The sequence below is a fragment of the Helicobacter muridarum genome (assembly GCF_000765805.2).
GTDB classification, from domain to species: Bacteria; Campylobacterota; Campylobacteria; order Campylobacterales; family Helicobacteraceae; genus Helicobacter_A; species Helicobacter_A muridarum.
On sequence record NZ_JRPD02000009.1, the window covers coordinates 1 to 16188 of the forward strand.

At 34.0% G+C, this 16188-nt stretch carries 14 protein-coding genes and 2 pseudogenes; 11 read left to right on the forward strand and 5 right to left on the reverse strand.

Annotated features, from left to right (window positions below):
* Positions 1–433 precede the first annotated feature (433 nt).
* The 3 genes from LS73_RS05115 to LS73_RS05125 form a co-directional block, all read right to left on the reverse strand.
* The gene (locus LS73_RS05115; RefSeq protein WP_034557650.1) at positions 434–1306 is read right to left on the reverse strand and encodes a hypothetical protein; all 873 of its coding nucleotides are present in this window, start codon (positions 1304–1306) and stop codon (positions 434–436) included.
* Between the two features lie 40 nt (positions 1307–1346).
* Entirely contained in the window at positions 1347–1970 is a 624-nt protein-coding gene (locus LS73_RS05120; protein WP_052089556.1) for an NUDIX hydrolase, read from the reverse strand.
* Between the two features lie 125 nt (positions 1971–2095).
* Positions 2096–3025, reverse strand: coding sequence for a methylenetetrahydrofolate reductase (locus LS73_RS05125; RefSeq protein ID WP_034557648.1), 930 nt, complete (start codon positions 3023–3025; stop codon positions 2096–2098).
* 114 nt (positions 3026–3139) lie between these two features.
* Between LS73_RS05125 and LS73_RS05130 the strand changes: the two genes are divergently transcribed.
* The 11 genes and pseudogenes from LS73_RS05130 to LS73_RS10525 all read left to right on the forward strand — a co-directional run bounded on the left by LS73_RS05130 (position 3140) and on the right by LS73_RS10525 (position 12981).
* Positions 3140–6172: a valine--tRNA ligase gene (locus tag LS73_RS05130; RefSeq protein WP_138069993.1), complete on the forward strand. Its 3033-nt coding sequence runs from the start codon at positions 3140–3142 to the stop codon at positions 6170–6172.
* A gap of 19 nt (positions 6173–6191) precedes the next feature.
* Positions 6192–7133, forward strand: coding sequence for a GTPase Era (gene era / locus LS73_RS05135; RefSeq protein ID WP_034558102.1), 942 nt, complete (start codon positions 6192–6194; stop codon positions 7131–7133).
* Between the two features lie 45 nt (positions 7134–7178).
* Entirely contained in the window at positions 7179–8582 is a 1404-nt protein-coding gene (rfaE1, locus tag LS73_RS05140; protein ID WP_034557644.1) for a D-glycero-beta-D-manno-heptose-7-phosphate kinase, read from the forward strand.
* Between the two features lie 81 nt (positions 8583–8663).
* Entirely contained in the window at positions 8664–9425 is a 762-nt protein-coding gene (locus LS73_RS05145; protein WP_052089555.1) for a MotE family protein, read from the forward strand.
* Positions 9426–9455: 30 nt separating this feature from the next.
* On the forward strand, positions 9456–10304 hold the full coding sequence (locus LS73_RS05150; RefSeq protein WP_034557643.1) for a 4-hydroxy-3-methylbut-2-enyl diphosphate reductase: 849 nt from the start codon (positions 9456–9458) through the stop codon (positions 10302–10304).
* 370 nt (positions 10305–10674) lie between these two features.
* Entirely contained in the window at positions 10675–10857 is a 183-nt protein-coding gene (locus tag LS73_RS05155) for a hypothetical protein (protein WP_034557642.1), read from the forward strand.
* A 10-nt stretch (positions 10858–10867) separates the two neighbouring features.
* Positions 10868–11110, forward strand: a pseudogene (locus LS73_RS10610) (TonB-dependent receptor plug domain-containing protein); the annotation flags it as partial.
* Positions 11111–11272: 162 nt separating this feature from the next.
* Positions 11273–12466, forward strand: a complete 1194-nt coding sequence (locus LS73_RS05160) for a TonB-dependent receptor domain-containing protein (RefSeq protein WP_407918749.1) — start codon at positions 11273–11275, stop codon at positions 12464–12466.
* Positions 12444–12626, forward strand: a complete 183-nt coding sequence (locus tag LS73_RS05165) for a hypothetical protein (protein WP_034557640.1) — start codon at positions 12444–12446, stop codon at positions 12624–12626. The genes LS73_RS05160 and LS73_RS05165 overlap by 23 nt, the downstream gene beginning before the upstream one ends.
* A 31-nt stretch (positions 12627–12657) precedes the next feature.
* Positions 12658–12795: pseudogene (locus LS73_RS10615) on the forward strand (hypothetical protein); the annotation flags it as partial.
* Positions 12796–12837: 42 nt separating this feature from the next.
* Positions 12838–12981: a hypothetical protein gene (locus LS73_RS10525; RefSeq protein WP_324736952.1), complete on the forward strand. Its 144-nt coding sequence runs from the start codon at positions 12838–12840 to the stop codon at positions 12979–12981.
* Between the two features lie 161 nt (positions 12982–13142).
* Here LS73_RS10525 and LS73_RS05175 read toward each other — a convergent pair whose 3' ends face one another.
* Both LS73_RS05175 and LS73_RS05180 read right to left on the reverse strand, forming a co-directional pair.
* Complete coding sequence (locus tag LS73_RS05175; RefSeq protein WP_052089554.1) at positions 13143–15038, reverse strand: TRAP transporter permease; 1896 nt, start codon at positions 15036–15038, stop codon at positions 13143–13145.
* Between the two features lie 19 nt (positions 15039–15057).
* Positions 15058–16035, reverse strand: coding sequence for a TAXI family TRAP transporter solute-binding subunit (locus LS73_RS05180; protein WP_034557639.1), 978 nt, complete (start codon positions 16033–16035; stop codon positions 15058–15060).
* Positions 16036–16188 lie beyond the last annotated feature (153 nt).

Below are 16188 nucleotides of genomic sequence, written 5' to 3' on the forward strand. Positions count from 1 at the left end.
AAATTTCTTTGTAAAACATTATAACCCTCTTGGACCAAAACCAACTATCCTAATCCTTAGCATTATCTTCCTTTTATTTTGTGATACAACCTAGTCTATACACTGCCTATCTTAATGTTATTTTCTTGCACTTTAATAAATATTATATATCAAATTAAATTTTGTTCTATTGGCGTAATATTATTTACTATGACTTTTAACCAATGTGAAAATAATGTTTAAATGTGTTGAAATAAAACAGCTTCGTTTGGTAATTTGGTAGTTTTGTGTTATTGCGAGGCTGTTGAAATTTAAGTGTTTTTGCCTTTTTTCATACCATTGCTTTTTACTAAGGTTATTATCTTGTGAATTTTTACATGATTATCATAGCTTACGTATAATATAGCACTTTTATGATTCTTAAAATTCAATGAATTTTATTGTTAGATTCTAGTCATTTTAAATAGGCTTCCATTTTTTCTACTGTATCTTGTAGATAGTCATTAATATAGTTTTCTTGCTGTAAGTTTGATTTTGATCGTATAGCAGATAGCTTTATACATAAATTTTCTCCTATATCTTTAGTATTATGAATTGTTTGCAATAGCTCGCTAGAGCGAGATAGAATTTCTTCTTTAGCCCCAATATTTAGATTATCAAATATTTCCAAGAATGGTGTTAAAAATTCATGTAAAGATTCTGTATTGCGGTTTATGGAATCCTCTATATTCTTGATTAATGATTTAGTCATATTGTATGATAGCTCATCTGGCTTAAAGCATGCTGCCATCATTTCTTTACACTGCTTAGTAAGTTTATTAGATTCTGCATTTAGGACATTTGCCTTTTGCATGATATCTACAATTTGCTTTGATTTCATATTTATATTTGTGTAACTTTTTTCATACATATTGCTTTTTGTGTAAAAAGTATCATTTGTATTTTGATATGTGGTAGATTTTGTATTAGATTCTATTTTGTTTCTAGCATATATATTTGGCTCTTGGTTAGATTTCACTCTTTTTATTTTTTCCTGTGTAGAATCTTGTGTCAAATTACCCAAGTCTTTTGCTAGATTTGGCTTATATGTTCTCTTATATTCATTCTTGCGTTGTTGTGTGTTGTTATATTCTTGGGCGGGTTTTAATATAATGCTTTTTTGCAAGAAACTTATGCCATTTTTTCGCATAATGCGGTGTGCTTGGGCAGATATTGGAATGCTGTTTAGGTGATTATAAAATGCACTGCGAATTACTTCTTTTTCATAATTACTAGTTTTTAATGAATCTATCTTTGCTAGGTTCATATCTATTTTTTTGGAATTCATACGCATTCCTTACTTTAAGATAGTAAAAATTATAGCAAAACTAAAACTTTTTGCCCTTACTCCAAAGTATCCCATAACAAAGAGATGGCGTCTTTGGGCAATTTAGATCATCTATGAATTCATCAATTAATGCTCGCGGCACAAAAATTAATTCTATATTCTCAAGTTCGCTAGCTACTCCACCTCCTGCTGATTTTTTATCTTTTGATTTTATCTCGGCATAGAATAAGTATTGTTTAGCCCCGCTCATACCTACGTTGCCATAGAGTTGTGTGATAAGCTCTATCCTATCTTTTGATATGAAATATCCACATTCTTCTTGAATCTCTTCGATTGCGATTTGTGTTGTATCGATATTTTTGTCATATAGTCCGGCACATAGCTCATACATATAGCCATGTTTATTATTTTGTAGGAATACTCCCACTCTAAATTGACGCACAAAAATAAAGCCATCTCTCTCCCTATGATATAGCACAATTGCTACACTATCATGTGATTTGGTTATATCCCAAGTTTTGTTAATCCCTTGCTCGTTAAATGTAACCCTTTGTAGGGATAGATATTTTGATTCTTCAATAGGGCTTATGTCTATTATGGTTGGCGGATTTGGAGTTGGCATAGTGATATGCCTACCTTGATAAATTATCATATTTTCTTCCATGTATGCTTCCTTTAAGCTTCTAAATAATACCTCTGAATTATTTATGCAATTATCATTTAATCAATCTGTATTATAAATTAAAGTTTGAGATATTTAAAGTTTAATGTTAAGTTGATAAACAAAGCTTATCTCACATGCTCTAATATGCGTTTGGCACTATTTGGTGCATTATGATTCATAAAGTGGATTTTAGGACTATATTCATATAGCCTGCTAAATAGCTCACTACTCATCTCTAGTCCTTTTTGTTTCTCATAATCTACACCCCTCAAAGATGCTTTTTGCATTGTTTCAAGCCATAATTCTGGTATAAATACGCCGGGCAACTTTTCATATAGAAATAATGCACGCCTAAAGCTTGTAATAGGAAAGAACCCTTGCATAATTACACATTGTTTATTGTGCCTAGCGTTTAGCTCCTCTAGCCACTCATGTAATATTTTTGATACTTCTATGTCGTAGATTGGTTGAGTAAAAAGGGCTAGGGCGTTAGAGCAGATTTTTGATTCCATCTTGTTTTTTAGAATGTTCACTTTCTTTGAGTATGAATTTAGCACGCTAAAGCCATATATTTGTTTTGGATATGATTTTAAGGCATTATTAACCAAATCTAGCCCAGAGTTTAGCTTCTCAATTAGTTCTAAAATTCTATGGCTATTTCCTTCAAATACCGCTTTTGCCTGTGGCTGGTCTCCTAACTTTAGTGGGTCTCCGCTTAGTGCTAGGAAGATTCTAATATCAAACTCGTTAAGTCCTAATAGCTCAGCACTTAAGGCTAAAGAGTTACGATCTCTCATACTAATTGTACAAATCACAGGTTTTTGTAATTCTTGTTGAATCTTTATGCTAGCCATTCCGCTATGCATTTTTAGCTTAGCAAGTGGCGAATCTGTGCAAACAAAGCCATCTATTATATCCTCGTGTAGTTTAGCTAGTTTTATCTTGGAAATGATTGGCATAATTGATGGAGATTTATCTGGGCAGATCTCATAAGTAAGGCATTTTTTATTTCGAATTTTATTAATAAAATCTTCTACTAAATGATGATTTTCCATAATTATCTCCAAGATAGTATTGAGTTTTTATGTGGTAATTAATATTATTACGAGATTCACAAACATGTTATAATACTAGCTTTTTAAGCTTTTTATCAAGGATTTATGCAAAATATGGGCAACAAGTTATTATTTACTCAAGATTGGGAATCTCTTATCTACAATGAATGTGAAAAACGGGGTTACTTTGAAATAGACGGCAATGCAAAATTACAAAAGCAAAGAGCAAGTCAAGTCAAAATGAACCAAAACAAGCATTTAAAGACAAAGATTTTAGATACTGCTTCCAAAGAAACTAAATCTGATATGTCGGATTCCAAAACAAGGTCGTTACTTAATTATAAATATCAAGATTCCGATTTTTGCCTAATGATGCCACCGCCAAATGTAACAGGCGTTTTGCATATAGGGCATGCACTAACTTTTACATTGCAAGACATAATAACGCGTTACAAAAGAATGCAAGGCTTTTGCACGCTTTGGCAGCCAGGGCTTGATCACGCAGGTATTGCTACACAAAATGTGGTAGAAAAACAGCTTTTAGCACAAGGCATAAAGAAAGAGGACATAGGTAGAGAGGCTTTTGTAAAAAAAGTATGGGAGTGGAAGGAGCAAAGTGGGGGTAAGATTCTAGAGCAAATGCGCATTATGGGCTTTTCGCCGGCATTTAAAAGGACTCGCTTTACTATGGATAAGGGGCTTGCAAATGCCGTTAAAGAAAGCTTTAAATCATGGTATGAAAAAGGCTACATTTATCGCGGAGAGCGCATGATAAATTGGTGCACTCATGATGGCGCACTAAGTGATATTGAAGTGGATTATCATGAAAATGAGGGCAAGCTTTATTACTTGCGATACTATCTAAGTGATAATTTAAAATCATGCAAACAAGCACCAAATATAGAATCTTTTGCTAGCAATTTAACGCTAGATTCTAAAGTAAATCCTAATTTGCAAAATGATAACCCTAATGCGACATCAAATATAGAATCTACTATGCAATCGCCTCAAAAAAATGACATAGATTCTAACGAAAGCACACAAAATGCAGAATTAGTCCCACATGATAAGCCCTACATTATAGTGGCTACAACGCGCCCTGAGACATTCTTTGGCGATAGCGCACTTATGGTAAATCCAAATGATTTAAGATATAAGCATTTGATAGGTAAAACTATCACTTTGCCATTAATTGGCAGGGTTATTCCAATAATTGCAGATTCTATTGTAGATACTGAGTTTGGAAGTGGCGCAGTTAAGGTAACGCCTGCGCATGATATTAATGACTATGAAGTAGGCATTAGGCATAATTTAGATCGCATTGTAATCTTTAATGAAGCTGGAATCCTAAATGAGCATTGCGATAGTTTTAGCGGATTAGAAAGGCTAGAGGCTAGAGAAAAAATAGTAGAGGCTTTGCAAAAGGCAGGATTTGTTGAGAAAATAGAGCCTTATAAAAATAAGGTTGGCAAGTGCTATCGTTGTGGCAATGTCATAGAGCCTTATATCTCAAAGCAGTGGTTTGTAAAAGCAGACATTGCAAGGGGAGCGATTGAGCGCGTAGCAAACAATGAGGCTAGATTCTATCCATCTCAATGGAGGAATAACTATGATGCGTGGATGAGGGATTTACGCGATTGGTGCATTAGTCGTCAATTATGGTGGGGACATAGAATCCCTGTGTTTTATTGTGATTGTGGACATGAGTTTGTAAGTAAAGAGGATAATCCTTTATGTCCAAAATGTGGCAATCAAACTAAGCAAGATAGCGATGTGCTTGATACTTGGTTTAGCTCTGGATTATGGACGCATAGCGCGCTTGGCTTTGGAAATGGTGATTTTGGTAAAGGTGAGCTATGGAATGAGGGAGATTTAGAGAGATTCCACCCAAATTCATTATTAATCACTGGATTTGATATTTTATTTTTTTGGGTAGCTAGAATGCTCCTTAGCTCTGATATTAACTGCAATGAGATAGCTTTTAAAGATATTTATTTGCATGCCTTAGTGCTTGATGAGAAAGGGCAGAAAATGAGCAAATCAAAGGGCAATGTAATAGATCCGCTTGAGTTATGTAACAAATATAGCCCTGATATTGTGAGATTTAGCCTTGCATATTTGTGCATACAAGGGAGAGATATAAGATTATCTACAAAGCAGTTAGAAATCACTAGAAATTTCACTAATAAAATTGCAAATGCTATGAAATTTTTACAACTATATGCCAGTCAACTAGATCCTAATTATTCATTTGAGTGTCTTGATTCTATAAATAGCTATAAAACGCCACTTGGAATATATATGAAATCAAGACTAAATCTAGCCATATTAGAATCTAGAAATGCGCTAGATTCCTATCGCTTTGATTTATATGCTAGCACTATATATCGCTTTTTGTGGAATGAATTTTGTGATATTGGAATAGAATATGCAAAGGCAGATAAGCAAAGCGTATTTGAGCTTGCTAGCGTGTTTATAGAATCTATGAAATTACTTCACCCATTAATGCCATTCTTAAGTGAATATGTGTTTCAGAGTCTATTAGGACGAGATATTGAGAGCGGATTAGGAAAGCATGATTCTATAATGATAGAATCTTTTCCAAGCGATATTTCAAGGAAGATAGGTTATGAGGAAGCTTTTGAGATGATTGGAGATTGCATTATTACTATTAGACGTATGCGTGCAACATTTGGAATTGCTAATCAAGAAATAGGATATGCTTTTATTCAACCACATAATCCAGACTTTGCAGCACTTAATAAATCACTTGGCAAGGGTTTGCTTGCTGATGAAATCTCATTACAAGAGTTAGGCTTGCGTTTTATTACTAAGATTGGTAGGATTAAAAGGTTATTTTTGGTTAATTCTAAGCCTGATAAATGCGTAGGAGATATTGGAAACTATGCGCAGATATTTATTGGTTCTAAAAATCTAGATATTGATGGAATTTTATCTAGGCTAACTAATCAAGAAGCTAAGCTAAAAAAAGAAATGACAAAACTGCAAGGTATGTTAAATAATCCAAACTTTCTAAGCCATGCCCCAAAAGATATTATAGATAACAATCAAAAGGCATTGCAAGATCTAGAGCAAAAGCTAAATGCTACTTCACAAGAGAAAGATTTCCTATTACAACAAATATAATAGGGTTTTAAGAAAAATTATGAATGGATTAGAACTAAGACAGACAAGCGGATTTGTATCAGTCATTGGCAAGCCAAATGCAGGAAAATCAACATTGCTTAATACTCTCTCACACTCTACTCTAGCACTTGTTTCACGTAAAGCAAATGCTACTAGAAAACGTATGAATTTCATTGTGCCTTTTTGTGAGGAAGGACTAGACTCTCAAATCGTATTCACAGATACCCCAGGAATATCAAGAATAGATGTAATTAATGACTTAAATACAGAATCTAAGCTTAATATGTATATGATGAATGAGGCATTTGGAGCTATTGGTGATTGTGATATTTGTTTATTTGTTGTTGCTGCAAATGCCAATGATATTGGATTTTATAAACAGTTTTTAGAGAGATGCAAAAAGCCACATGTAATTGTGCTAAATAAGATTGATAGGCTAAGTCAGAACTCATTACTAGCATGCTTAAAAAGCTATCAAGATTTTCAAAAACACTACTTAGCTCTAATACCACTTAGCGCGCAAAGCCTACAAGATAGACAAAGATTTAATTTATTGTCTACTATAGCGCGCTATTTGCCAAATTCTCCACATTTGTATGATAATTCCATAGCTAGCACGACTCTTATGCGTGATATATTTAAGGAGGCAATACGAGAGTCAATATTTGAGCGGATGAGCGATGAAATACCTTATCAAAGTGATGTAAGAATTCTAAAAGTAATAGAGAAGATAGATATTATTCATATAATAGCAGAAATTATTACTAATAGAGATTCTCAAAAGTCTATGTTAATTGGAAAAAAAGGAAAAACCATAAAATCATTGGGTACATTAGCTAGGCTAAAGTGTGAATGTATTGCAGAAAAAAAGGTCTTTTTATCTTTGCAAGTAAAGACTGTGCGAGGTTGGAGCAATGATTCTAATATGCTAGTCAAAATGGGCTATAAGGATATTGGCTAGACTAAGATTATAAAGCTTACTTCAAATCAAGAATAAGGAGAATGTATGTTGCCACAAAAACAAATAAGAGTGTTGGTAATAGGGGACTTAATGCTAGATAAATATATTTGGGGTAGTTCTAATCGGCTTTCTCCTGAAGCTCCTGTGGCTGTTGTAAGTGTTGATAAAGAGAGTTTTACACTTGGTGGTGCTTGCAATGTGGCAAATAATCTTATTGCTATGAATGCAAAAGTAACAATATATGGCGCAATAGGGCATGATGCAGAGGGTGATTTATTGCAAGATTTTCTAATAAACAAAGGCATACAAGCTAATTGCTATAAATCTAATAGACCTACTACAACAAAAACTCGTGTAATGGCTAGCAAACATCAAATGCTTCGTATAGATAGGGAGAATTCTAGCAATTTAGAAACATCATTATATGATGAGATGTATGAAGACTTGCGGCGACATATTTCACAATATGATTGTATGATTCTTAGTGATTATCAAAAAGGAGTTTTAAGCCATGAATTCGCACAAAAACTAATAGCTCTAGCAAATAGCGTAAAGATTCCTGTATTGTGCGATCCAAAAGGAGATGATTATAGCAAGTATAGGCATGCTACACTTATCACACCAAATAAAAAGGAAGCCCAGATTGCTACAAAGATTACAATTCATAATGACGCTTCTTTAAAAGATGCTCTATTAAAATTACAAGATATAAGCCAAGTAACCTATCCTCTAATAACATTAAGCGAAGATGGTATAGGATTTTTGGAGAACGGATTTTTACACAAAAAGCCAACAATAGCTAGAGAGGTATATGATGTAAGTGGAGCGGGTGATACTGTAATAGCAGCCCTAGCTATTGCCTTAGCTCATAATCTAAGTTTGGATTATGCAACAACATTTGCAAATGCAGCCGCCGCCGTTGTAATTGCAAAACTAGGTAGCGCGGTAGCTAGTCTAGCCGAAATTAAGGATTTTTTAGCACCGCGCAGAATAATTAAACCAGCTGAATCTAAAATCATCACTGATATAGATAATTTAAAAAATGATCTGAAGAATAAAAAGATAGTATTTACTAATGGTTGCTTTGATATATTGCACGCTGGGCATGTGTCATATTTGCAGAAAGCACGTAAACTAGGCGATGTTCTTATTGTTGGATTAAATAGCGATGATTCTGTTAGAAAGCTAAAGGGAAAAGATAGGCCTATTAATCCACAAGAAGATAGAGCATTGCTTTTGGCTAGCCTTGCTTGTGTTAGTTATGTAATTATATTCAATGAGGATACTCCACTAAATCTAATAGCCCAAATTATGCCAGATGTTCTAGTCAAAGGTGCGGACTATGAGAATAAGGAAATAGTTGGCTCAAATTATGCCAAGGAAGTTAAGCTTATAGATTTTTTGCAGAATCGCAGCACAACTAATATTATCAATAAAATTAAGCATTAGCGCATTTTAATAGTATCGCCGTAATATAAAATATTTATTGTAAAATTGCGTATTGACCACACAAGTAAATAAAGGAGTTTCATGAAGCAACTCTTATATGTAGCTATCATAGCATGCAGCACACTTTATAGTTTAGCCGCGGATTCAAATCAAAGCCATTCTACAAAAGAACCATTAAATAGTGGCAAGATAAACTATGATCCAGAAGCAGCCCAAGCTCTAGCAAAACAATGCACTGCTATTTTTGAAGCAAGAAAAGATGAAATTGCCTTTCATCTATCAAAGCTTCAGCAACAGCAAAGCACATTGCAGATTTTAACAGAGGAAAATACCAAATTACTTAAAGAAAAGGAGGAGCAAATCAAGCTAAAGGAGCAGGCTTTGCAACAAATGTATGGCGATATGAAGAAAGAGCAATCCCAAAAACAATCTGAAAGTGATGCAAAGCTTGCAGAGGCAAAAGCCTTGCTTGCCAAGAATGAAGAGATTCTAAAGCAAATTAATGGAATCAAAGAGAATAAGCTAGCTGAAAGCTATGCAAAAATGAAGGATAATAAGGCTGCTCCAATCATTGCTGCTATGCCAAATGAAGATGCCATTTTGATATTGCTAAGCTTAAAGCCAAATCAAATGGGAAGTATTTTAGCTCAAATGCAGCCAGATAAGGCAGCAGAGCTAAGCAAGTTGATACGTCTATATCCGGGTATAGATCAAAATGCAAGCAATCAGATTCAACCTGAAGCACCAACGCAAGCTCAAGGAGTAAATGTAGATAATATTGCTCCAAATGCCAATATAACTCAACAACCAAGTAGTTACACTCGTGGCACTACAATTTACTAATTACTGCTCAAGCTAATATTAAGGAATAATATGCAAGTTCTTTTAGCAGATAAATATGGCTTTTGCTTTGGTGTTAAACGTGCAATAAGAATTACAGAGAAAATAGCCAAATACAATCCACATACATTAACTATAGGACCTCTTATTCATAATCCATTAGAGATACAAAGGTTGCAAAAAGACTTTGATGTTCATGTGCAAGAGGACATTAATAATCTAGGGCAGAGCAAAAGTGTGGTTATCCGCACGCATGGAATTACAAAACAAAATCTTATAGAGTTGCAAAAAAAGGGTGTAGAGATAACAGATGCTACATGTCCATTTGTTACAAAGCCTCAGAAAATCGTTGAGGAAATGAGCAAAGAAGGATATAAGATTGTGATTTTTGGTGACTCTAGCCACCCTGAAGTTCGTAGTGTTATGAGCTATAGCACGGATATACCAATAGTTGTTGGGAATTTAGATGAAGTCAAGGCTATTAAGAGGATTCCAAAAAAGATAGCTATTATCTCGCAAACGACTAAACAGATTGAAAAATTCCTAGAAATTGTGCAGTATTTAATTGCTAATTCTTTGGAGGTACGTGTTTTTAATACGATTTGTAATGCTACTTTTGAGAATCAAGAGGCAACTAGAAACCTAAGTCAGAAAGCAGATATTATGATTATTGTAGGTGGGAAAACATCATCAAATACTAAGCAACTTTTCTTAATTGCAAAGGCTCATTGTGAAGATAGTTACCTAGTTGAAGATGAAAAAGACATTCAAAATGATTGGTTTATTGGAAAGAAAATATGTGGAATCACAGCTGGGGCTAGCACTCCGAATTGGGTAATAAAAAATGTAGAAAAAGCTATTGAAGCATTAAATATTGATTAAAAGTCAAGTATAAAAATTATGAGCAACTTAATAAAGATTAATTTAATCAAATGTAAGTCTGCAACGTTGCCAATCTTTAACAAATATAAAAAATAATGATATACAAAATATATTAGATAATTATTAATAATAACTATTACTTAAAAATCAATTGTAAGCTAGAGTTTCTAAATCTTAGATAATTTCTAGTTATGGCTTCTTCCTATAGCTAAAATAATGAGCAAATCAAAGCAAATAAGCCTAAAAATATAAATATAAAACCTTTGTATTTCGTAAATTTATTTATAAGGAATAATTATGAATAATATTAGATGTCTTACTTCTAAATTTTTATGCTTAAGTATTTTTACATTGTTGGCTATATATGGAGATGAAACAAGTAGCACATATTAACACTAATCCCCAAGATATAAGCGATACTAATAGCATTAAACTAGAAAAAATTGTAACTACAGCTAGTGGTTTTGATCAAGTTTTAAGCATCGCTCCAGCTTCTATTAGCGTTGTTTCACCACAAGAAATTTTAACCCGTCCTACGCGTGATTTAGGCTAAAGCACTCCAAAATGTCCCGGGTGTTAGCATTGATACAGGCGTTACAAAGACTGGTGGATATGGAATCTCAATTAGAGGTATGGGGACATCTTATACACTTATCCTTATTGATGGCAAGAGGATTAATGCAGATAATAGTGTTTTTCCAAATAGTTTTGGCGATTCTGTAACCTCATTCATGCCACCCCTTTCAGCAATAGAACGGATAGAAGTAATAAGGGGTCCAGCCTCTACGCTTTATGGAAGTGATGCTATAGGCGGTGTGATAAATATCATCACAAAGAAAAATTTTCAAGAATTGGGGACAAATATCAGCTATGATTATACCTTTCAAGAATCTAAGCCTTTTGGAAATTCACAAAGCCTTAGCGTCTTTACTGCTGGTCCTCTAAATAGTGCCAAGAATATGGGCTTAATGCTTAGAGGTAGAATATATACTAGAGATGGAGTATCTAATTCTGATTTAGCAGTAGCACCAAATCATACGGGAACTATTCCAAATAATGGCTCTAATCTTTCTAATACAAGTCTTACATCAGGACAAGTAGTAGGTTCTGCACCTGGTAGAATCTCTACCTTAGGCGGTAGGTTTATATGGAATAGTATAGATACAATAGGAGCTAAGAATCTACCAATTAATAGCATTTATTTTGATGTAGACTATGGAGAACAAAGATATGATAACTCTATGCGTTTGGTGTTAAGCAATAGGAGAACTTGCAATGTTTCAGCTAGTGATCTCGATTTTCAAAAATTAAGTGGTTATTCTAAGAAATACAATATTTATCGAGGTAATGTAGTTCTATCACATACTGGCAATTATATCTCTAATATAGATTCTATATTTTCATCTCTAAGGACTGATACTTCGCTAACATATAATATTACTAGCAATGCAGGACGTAATGTTACAACTACTGCAGCAAGTGGACTTAGTAACGGTGCAGTAAATGGTGTGAATGCGGGTGATAATAGAGAGCTTATCAATCAAGATTTAATTTTGGACCATAAGAGCATTATGTTCTTTCAGCTTGCTAGCTTTTTTGGAATGAATGTAAGCGTGGGAGCTAGGTATTGGTATAATAATTTTAATGATAAACTTTTACAAGTTTCTACATCTAGCTCTAATAAAGATCAGCATATTGATTCTCTTTTTGGTGAGATTGAGTTTAGCTTATGGGATAGTCTTTTTATAACTACAGGTGTAAGAGGGAATTTTAATTCCATCTTTGGTGCAAATGCTAGTCCTAGAATCTATGTCGCATATAATGTTTTTGATGAATGGCTAACCATCAAGGGAGGAATCTCTACTGGATACAAGAGTCCAGCTCTAAATCAGCTAATCCTTGATATTGTTAGCTTCTCTGGTTCTGGCACTAATCCCACTTATGGCAATCCCAATCTAAAGCCAGAATCTAGTATAAACTATGAGTTATCAATCTTAAGTGATAATAACTATTTCTCTGCCTCTTTAACTGGATTTTTTATACAGTTTAAGGATAAAATCAATCAAACGGGCGGCTTAGCTGGAAGTATATCTAACGGACAGATTATCCCTGGTTTAGGTGTTACCTGTGTAGCTACTAGTGGCAATTGTTCCTTTTTATAGCAATGTAGGTGAGGCTATAAGTTATGGCTTAGAGCTTTTTGGCACGCTTAAACCTATTGATATAGGTTATGGTTCTATAAGTCTTACTTCTGCATATACATATAATTATACAGAGATTACAAAGAGCAATACTGCTGTGATATATAGGTACACCGTTTAATAATGTCCCATTACATAGCTTCAATGTTTCTATAAATTATGATTTTGGTAAGTTTGGCGGTTATATTAGAGAGGAGATAAAAGCTGGTATTTATCGCGGTAATCCAAATGTCCCAAATTCTGCTACTAAAGCTAGAGGCGAGCTCTATGATCCTTATTATCTTACGCATATAGGTGGCTACTATCAAGTCAATGATAATTTGCGGCTAAATATGGCAGTGTATAACTTGTTTAATTTTAACTTTATAGACTTTATGCCTTATACAGGTAGCAATAATATGACTGCTTATGCTAATGTATTTAATTATATTAGAGAAAGTAGGAGATATTACTTGTCTGTAGTAATGGATTTTTAGTTCTGTATATTTATAGCATTGTAGTTTTTTATTATATTTTGTATAGTTTTGCTTAAGTCAAAACAAGCCAGATTATTTAAACAGAACTTAAAGTTTTTATATATCTAAAAATTTTTGCAAATATTGCTTTATGCTAATAGCAATCTAAATATAAAGCATAGTCAATGTTGTAACTTGTTCTTAAATATAAATTGCAAGGTAAAAACAAGCCCTACTGCATTAGCACCTAATATATCTGAATATAGCCCTGGTATTAAAAAGCAAAATCCACCAAAGCCTAGTAAGATTCTTTGCCAAATTGCCAAGTCTCCAAATAAATAAGCCTCTATAGCACCACAAAGGGCTAAAACGCCTATAATTGAGGTCAAACTCACCATTAGTATAGTTTGCAAATTGGCAAAGCTATCTGAATTGGCACTAAAATCAAGCATTAATAATTCTGGGTTGTAAATAAAAATAAAAGGTATGACAAATCCTACTAAAGAAAGCCTTAAGGCATAAAAACTTGTTTTCATAGGATCGCTTTTAGCTATACCGGCAGCTGCGAAAGAAGCTAGAGCCACAGGAGGAGTTATATTAGCAAAAATTCCAAAGTAAAATACGAAAATATGCGCCAATATAGCGGGTATATTAAAACTAGCTAGAGCTGGAGCTGCCATTGTAGCTGTGATTATGTAAGCTGGTATTGAAGGCAATCCCATGCCCAAAATTATAGAGGCTAGCATGGTTAGAATCAAAGATAAAAACAAATAGCCTTGTCCTAGTGAGACTATAGAGGAGCTAACGACATTGCCAAAGCTAGTAAGGCTTGTAACTCCTATGATAATGCCTACCACTCCACAAGCAATTACTACAGATAAAGAATTCTTAGCACCGTCTTCTAATGCACCCATTATATCCTTTAAATTCATACGAGTTTCTTTTCTAACCTGTGAGATAATAACAGTAAAAAATATAGTATAAATAGCTGCATAAGCCACAGCCATAGAGTTAGCCAAAAGCACTATTAATAAAATCATTGGTAAAAGCATGTGCCCTTTTTGCTTAAGGACTATTTTTAATGATGGTATGGAATCTTTGCTCATACCTTTGAGATTATGCTTTTTTGCATAAAAATGCACTCCTGCTAAAACACTTAAAAAATATAATAAGGCTGGAAGTGTTGCTGCTATGGCTATGGTAGAGTAGGTAGTGCCCAATGTTTCAGCCATAATAAATGCAGAAGCCCCCATAATTGGGGGAAGTATTTGTCCTCCTATGGAAGCACTAGCCTCCACAGCGGCGGCAAAATTTTTATCATAGCCTATTTTTTTCATTAATGGTATGGTAAAGCTTCCTGTGCTAACGACATTTGCCACAGCAGCACCATTAATGCTACCCATAAGGCCGCTTGAAATTACTGCTACCTTAGCTGGACCTCCTTGTCCCATGCCAGCTAGAGCTAGAGATAAATCATTAAAGAGCGAACTCATACCAGAGCGGGATAGAAAAGCCCCAAATAGAATAAATAAAAAAATAAAATTTGAACTAGCACCTATAGCAGAGGAAAAAAGCCCTTCAGTTTTAAGATATAGCTGTCCAAAAATATCACCCAAATCATATTCGCGCGTAATCAAAAGTGGGGGCATAAAATCAAAATGGCTAATAAAAGGATATATTAAAAATAAACATGTTAAACATGGCAAGATAAGCCCTGTAACCCTCCTTGCTGCTTCTAAAACTAGTATGGTAGTAAGAATAGCAAATATAATATCTGTGTTATTTGGTAAGCCTCCTCTAGTACTTACTATATTTTCGAATTCGTAAAAAATATAGACAAAGCCTAAAATTGAAGAGAAGAATAAAATATAATCCCAAAGTAAAAATTTAGATTGTCTAAAAAGCAGGAAGATTAAAGCCATTCCGCCGCATAAGTGCACACTTCTTAGTAAAAGCTCAGGAAGTGGATAAAAAGTAATATAAAGATGAAACAAAGAGTAGGCTATCAACACAGCCTTGATAAGAGCACACTCATAGCCACCAGGTTCTCTCATAGCCCTTTCTTCTAAATTATTCAAATCTTAATTCCATTACAAGCTATCTTGATTCAAGAGCTTTTAAGGCTCCATTGTGAATAGGAGCTACCATTCCATTATCTTTATTGGGGCTTGGTATGTCTTTAACAGCCCTATGAGAAAGCTCAAGCTTGTCTAAGTTATCAAAAAATGTTTTTGTGAGTTTCCTTACGTCTTCTTCGCTTAAATCTTTTCTTACTACAAGGGCATTGCGTATAGCTATAGTGGGCACTGGTTCTTCATTACCATAGGTATGGGCTGGAATTTCTAATGCTACGAAATAATCTTTAATTGAAGCAATTTCATTTGCCCTTTGAGTTGGAATGCTTACAAGAGCTAAATCAAAACTTTTTTCAAGTTGCAATATTGAGGCATTAGGTAATCCACTTGTTAAAAAAGCCGCATCAATTCTACCGTTTTGCAAAGCATCAGCGGCGGCTGCATATCCAAGGTAATCAGGTTTAATATCATCATAGTTTATACCAAATTCACTAAGCAAGAATCTAGCATTATTTTCTACCCCAGAGCCCCTATCGCCTACCGCAACCCTTTTGCCTTTTAAATCTTCTATACTTTTGATGCCACTTTTCTTTGAAGTGATGATTTGTATGAAATTAGGGTATAAAACTGCTATTTGAGAGATATTTTCAAGAGGTTTAGGAAAAGCCCCTATTCCATTTATGGCATCATTTAGGGCATCGGACATAACAAAAGCCATTTCTACTTTTTTTTGCTCTAATAAATTGAGATTTTCTATAGAGGCTCCTGTAGTTTGTGTTTTGGAATTAATGCCTAATTCTTTACTATATAGCTCAGCTAGGCTCGTTCCTATAATATTATAGGGACCTGCTGCTCCACCTGTAGCTATGGTAACAAGCTTAGTATCAAGAGTTTTTTCTTTATCTAAAGATTGCTTATTCTTGCTTTTATCTTCAGAGCAAGAAAGAAAAAAACTAATGAAAAATATTATAAACACAGATTTGTATAATTTATTTAGCATACATTGCTCCTTTGTTTATGTTTAGCTTTTGCTTAAAGTATCAAAAAATGCCTTAAAAAATACTTTTTAATGATTGTAAAAATTTGCAATACATTGAAAATAAATGTAACTCTTAAGCTATAGATTCTAAAAAGATTTAAGATTGCAAATCTA

Coding starts and splice junctions, on each gene's coding strand:
- LS73_RS05115 (WP_034557650.1), bottom strand. CDS start 1,306: ATGAATTCCAAAAAAATAGATATGAACCTAGCAAAGATAGATTCATTA.
- LS73_RS05120 (WP_052089556.1), bottom strand. CDS start 1,970: ATGGAAGAAAATATGATAATTTATCAAGGTAGGCATATCACTATGCCA.
- LS73_RS05125 (WP_034557648.1), bottom strand. CDS start 3,025: ATGGAAAATCATCATTTAGTAGAAGATTTTATTAATAAAATTCGAAAT.
- LS73_RS05130 (WP_138069993.1), top strand. CDS start 3,140: ATGGGCAACAAGTTATTATTTACTCAAGATTGGGAATCTCTTATCTAC.
- era (WP_034558102.1), top strand. CDS start 6,192: ATGAATGGATTAGAACTAAGACAGACAAGCGGATTTGTATCAGTCATT.
- rfaE1 (WP_034557644.1), top strand. CDS start 7,179: ATGTTGCCACAAAAACAAATAAGAGTGTTGGTAATAGGGGACTTAATG.
- LS73_RS05145 (WP_052089555.1), top strand. CDS start 8,664: ATGAAGCAACTCTTATATGTAGCTATCATAGCATGCAGCACACTTTAT.
- LS73_RS05150 (WP_034557643.1), top strand. CDS start 9,456: ATGCAAGTTCTTTTAGCAGATAAATATGGCTTTTGCTTTGGTGTTAAA.
- LS73_RS05155 (WP_034557642.1), top strand. CDS start 10,675: ATGAAACAAGTAGCACATATTAACACTAATCCCCAAGATATAAGCGAT.
- LS73_RS05160 (WP_407918749.1), top strand. CDS start 11,273: ATGCTTAGAGGTAGAATATATACTAGAGATGGAGTATCTAATTCTGAT.
- LS73_RS10525 (WP_324736952.1), top strand. CDS start 12,838: ATGGCAGTGTATAACTTGTTTAATTTTAACTTTATAGACTTTATGCCT.
- LS73_RS05180 (WP_034557639.1), bottom strand. CDS start 16,035: ATGCTAAATAAATTATACAAATCTGTGTTTATAATATTTTTCATTAGT.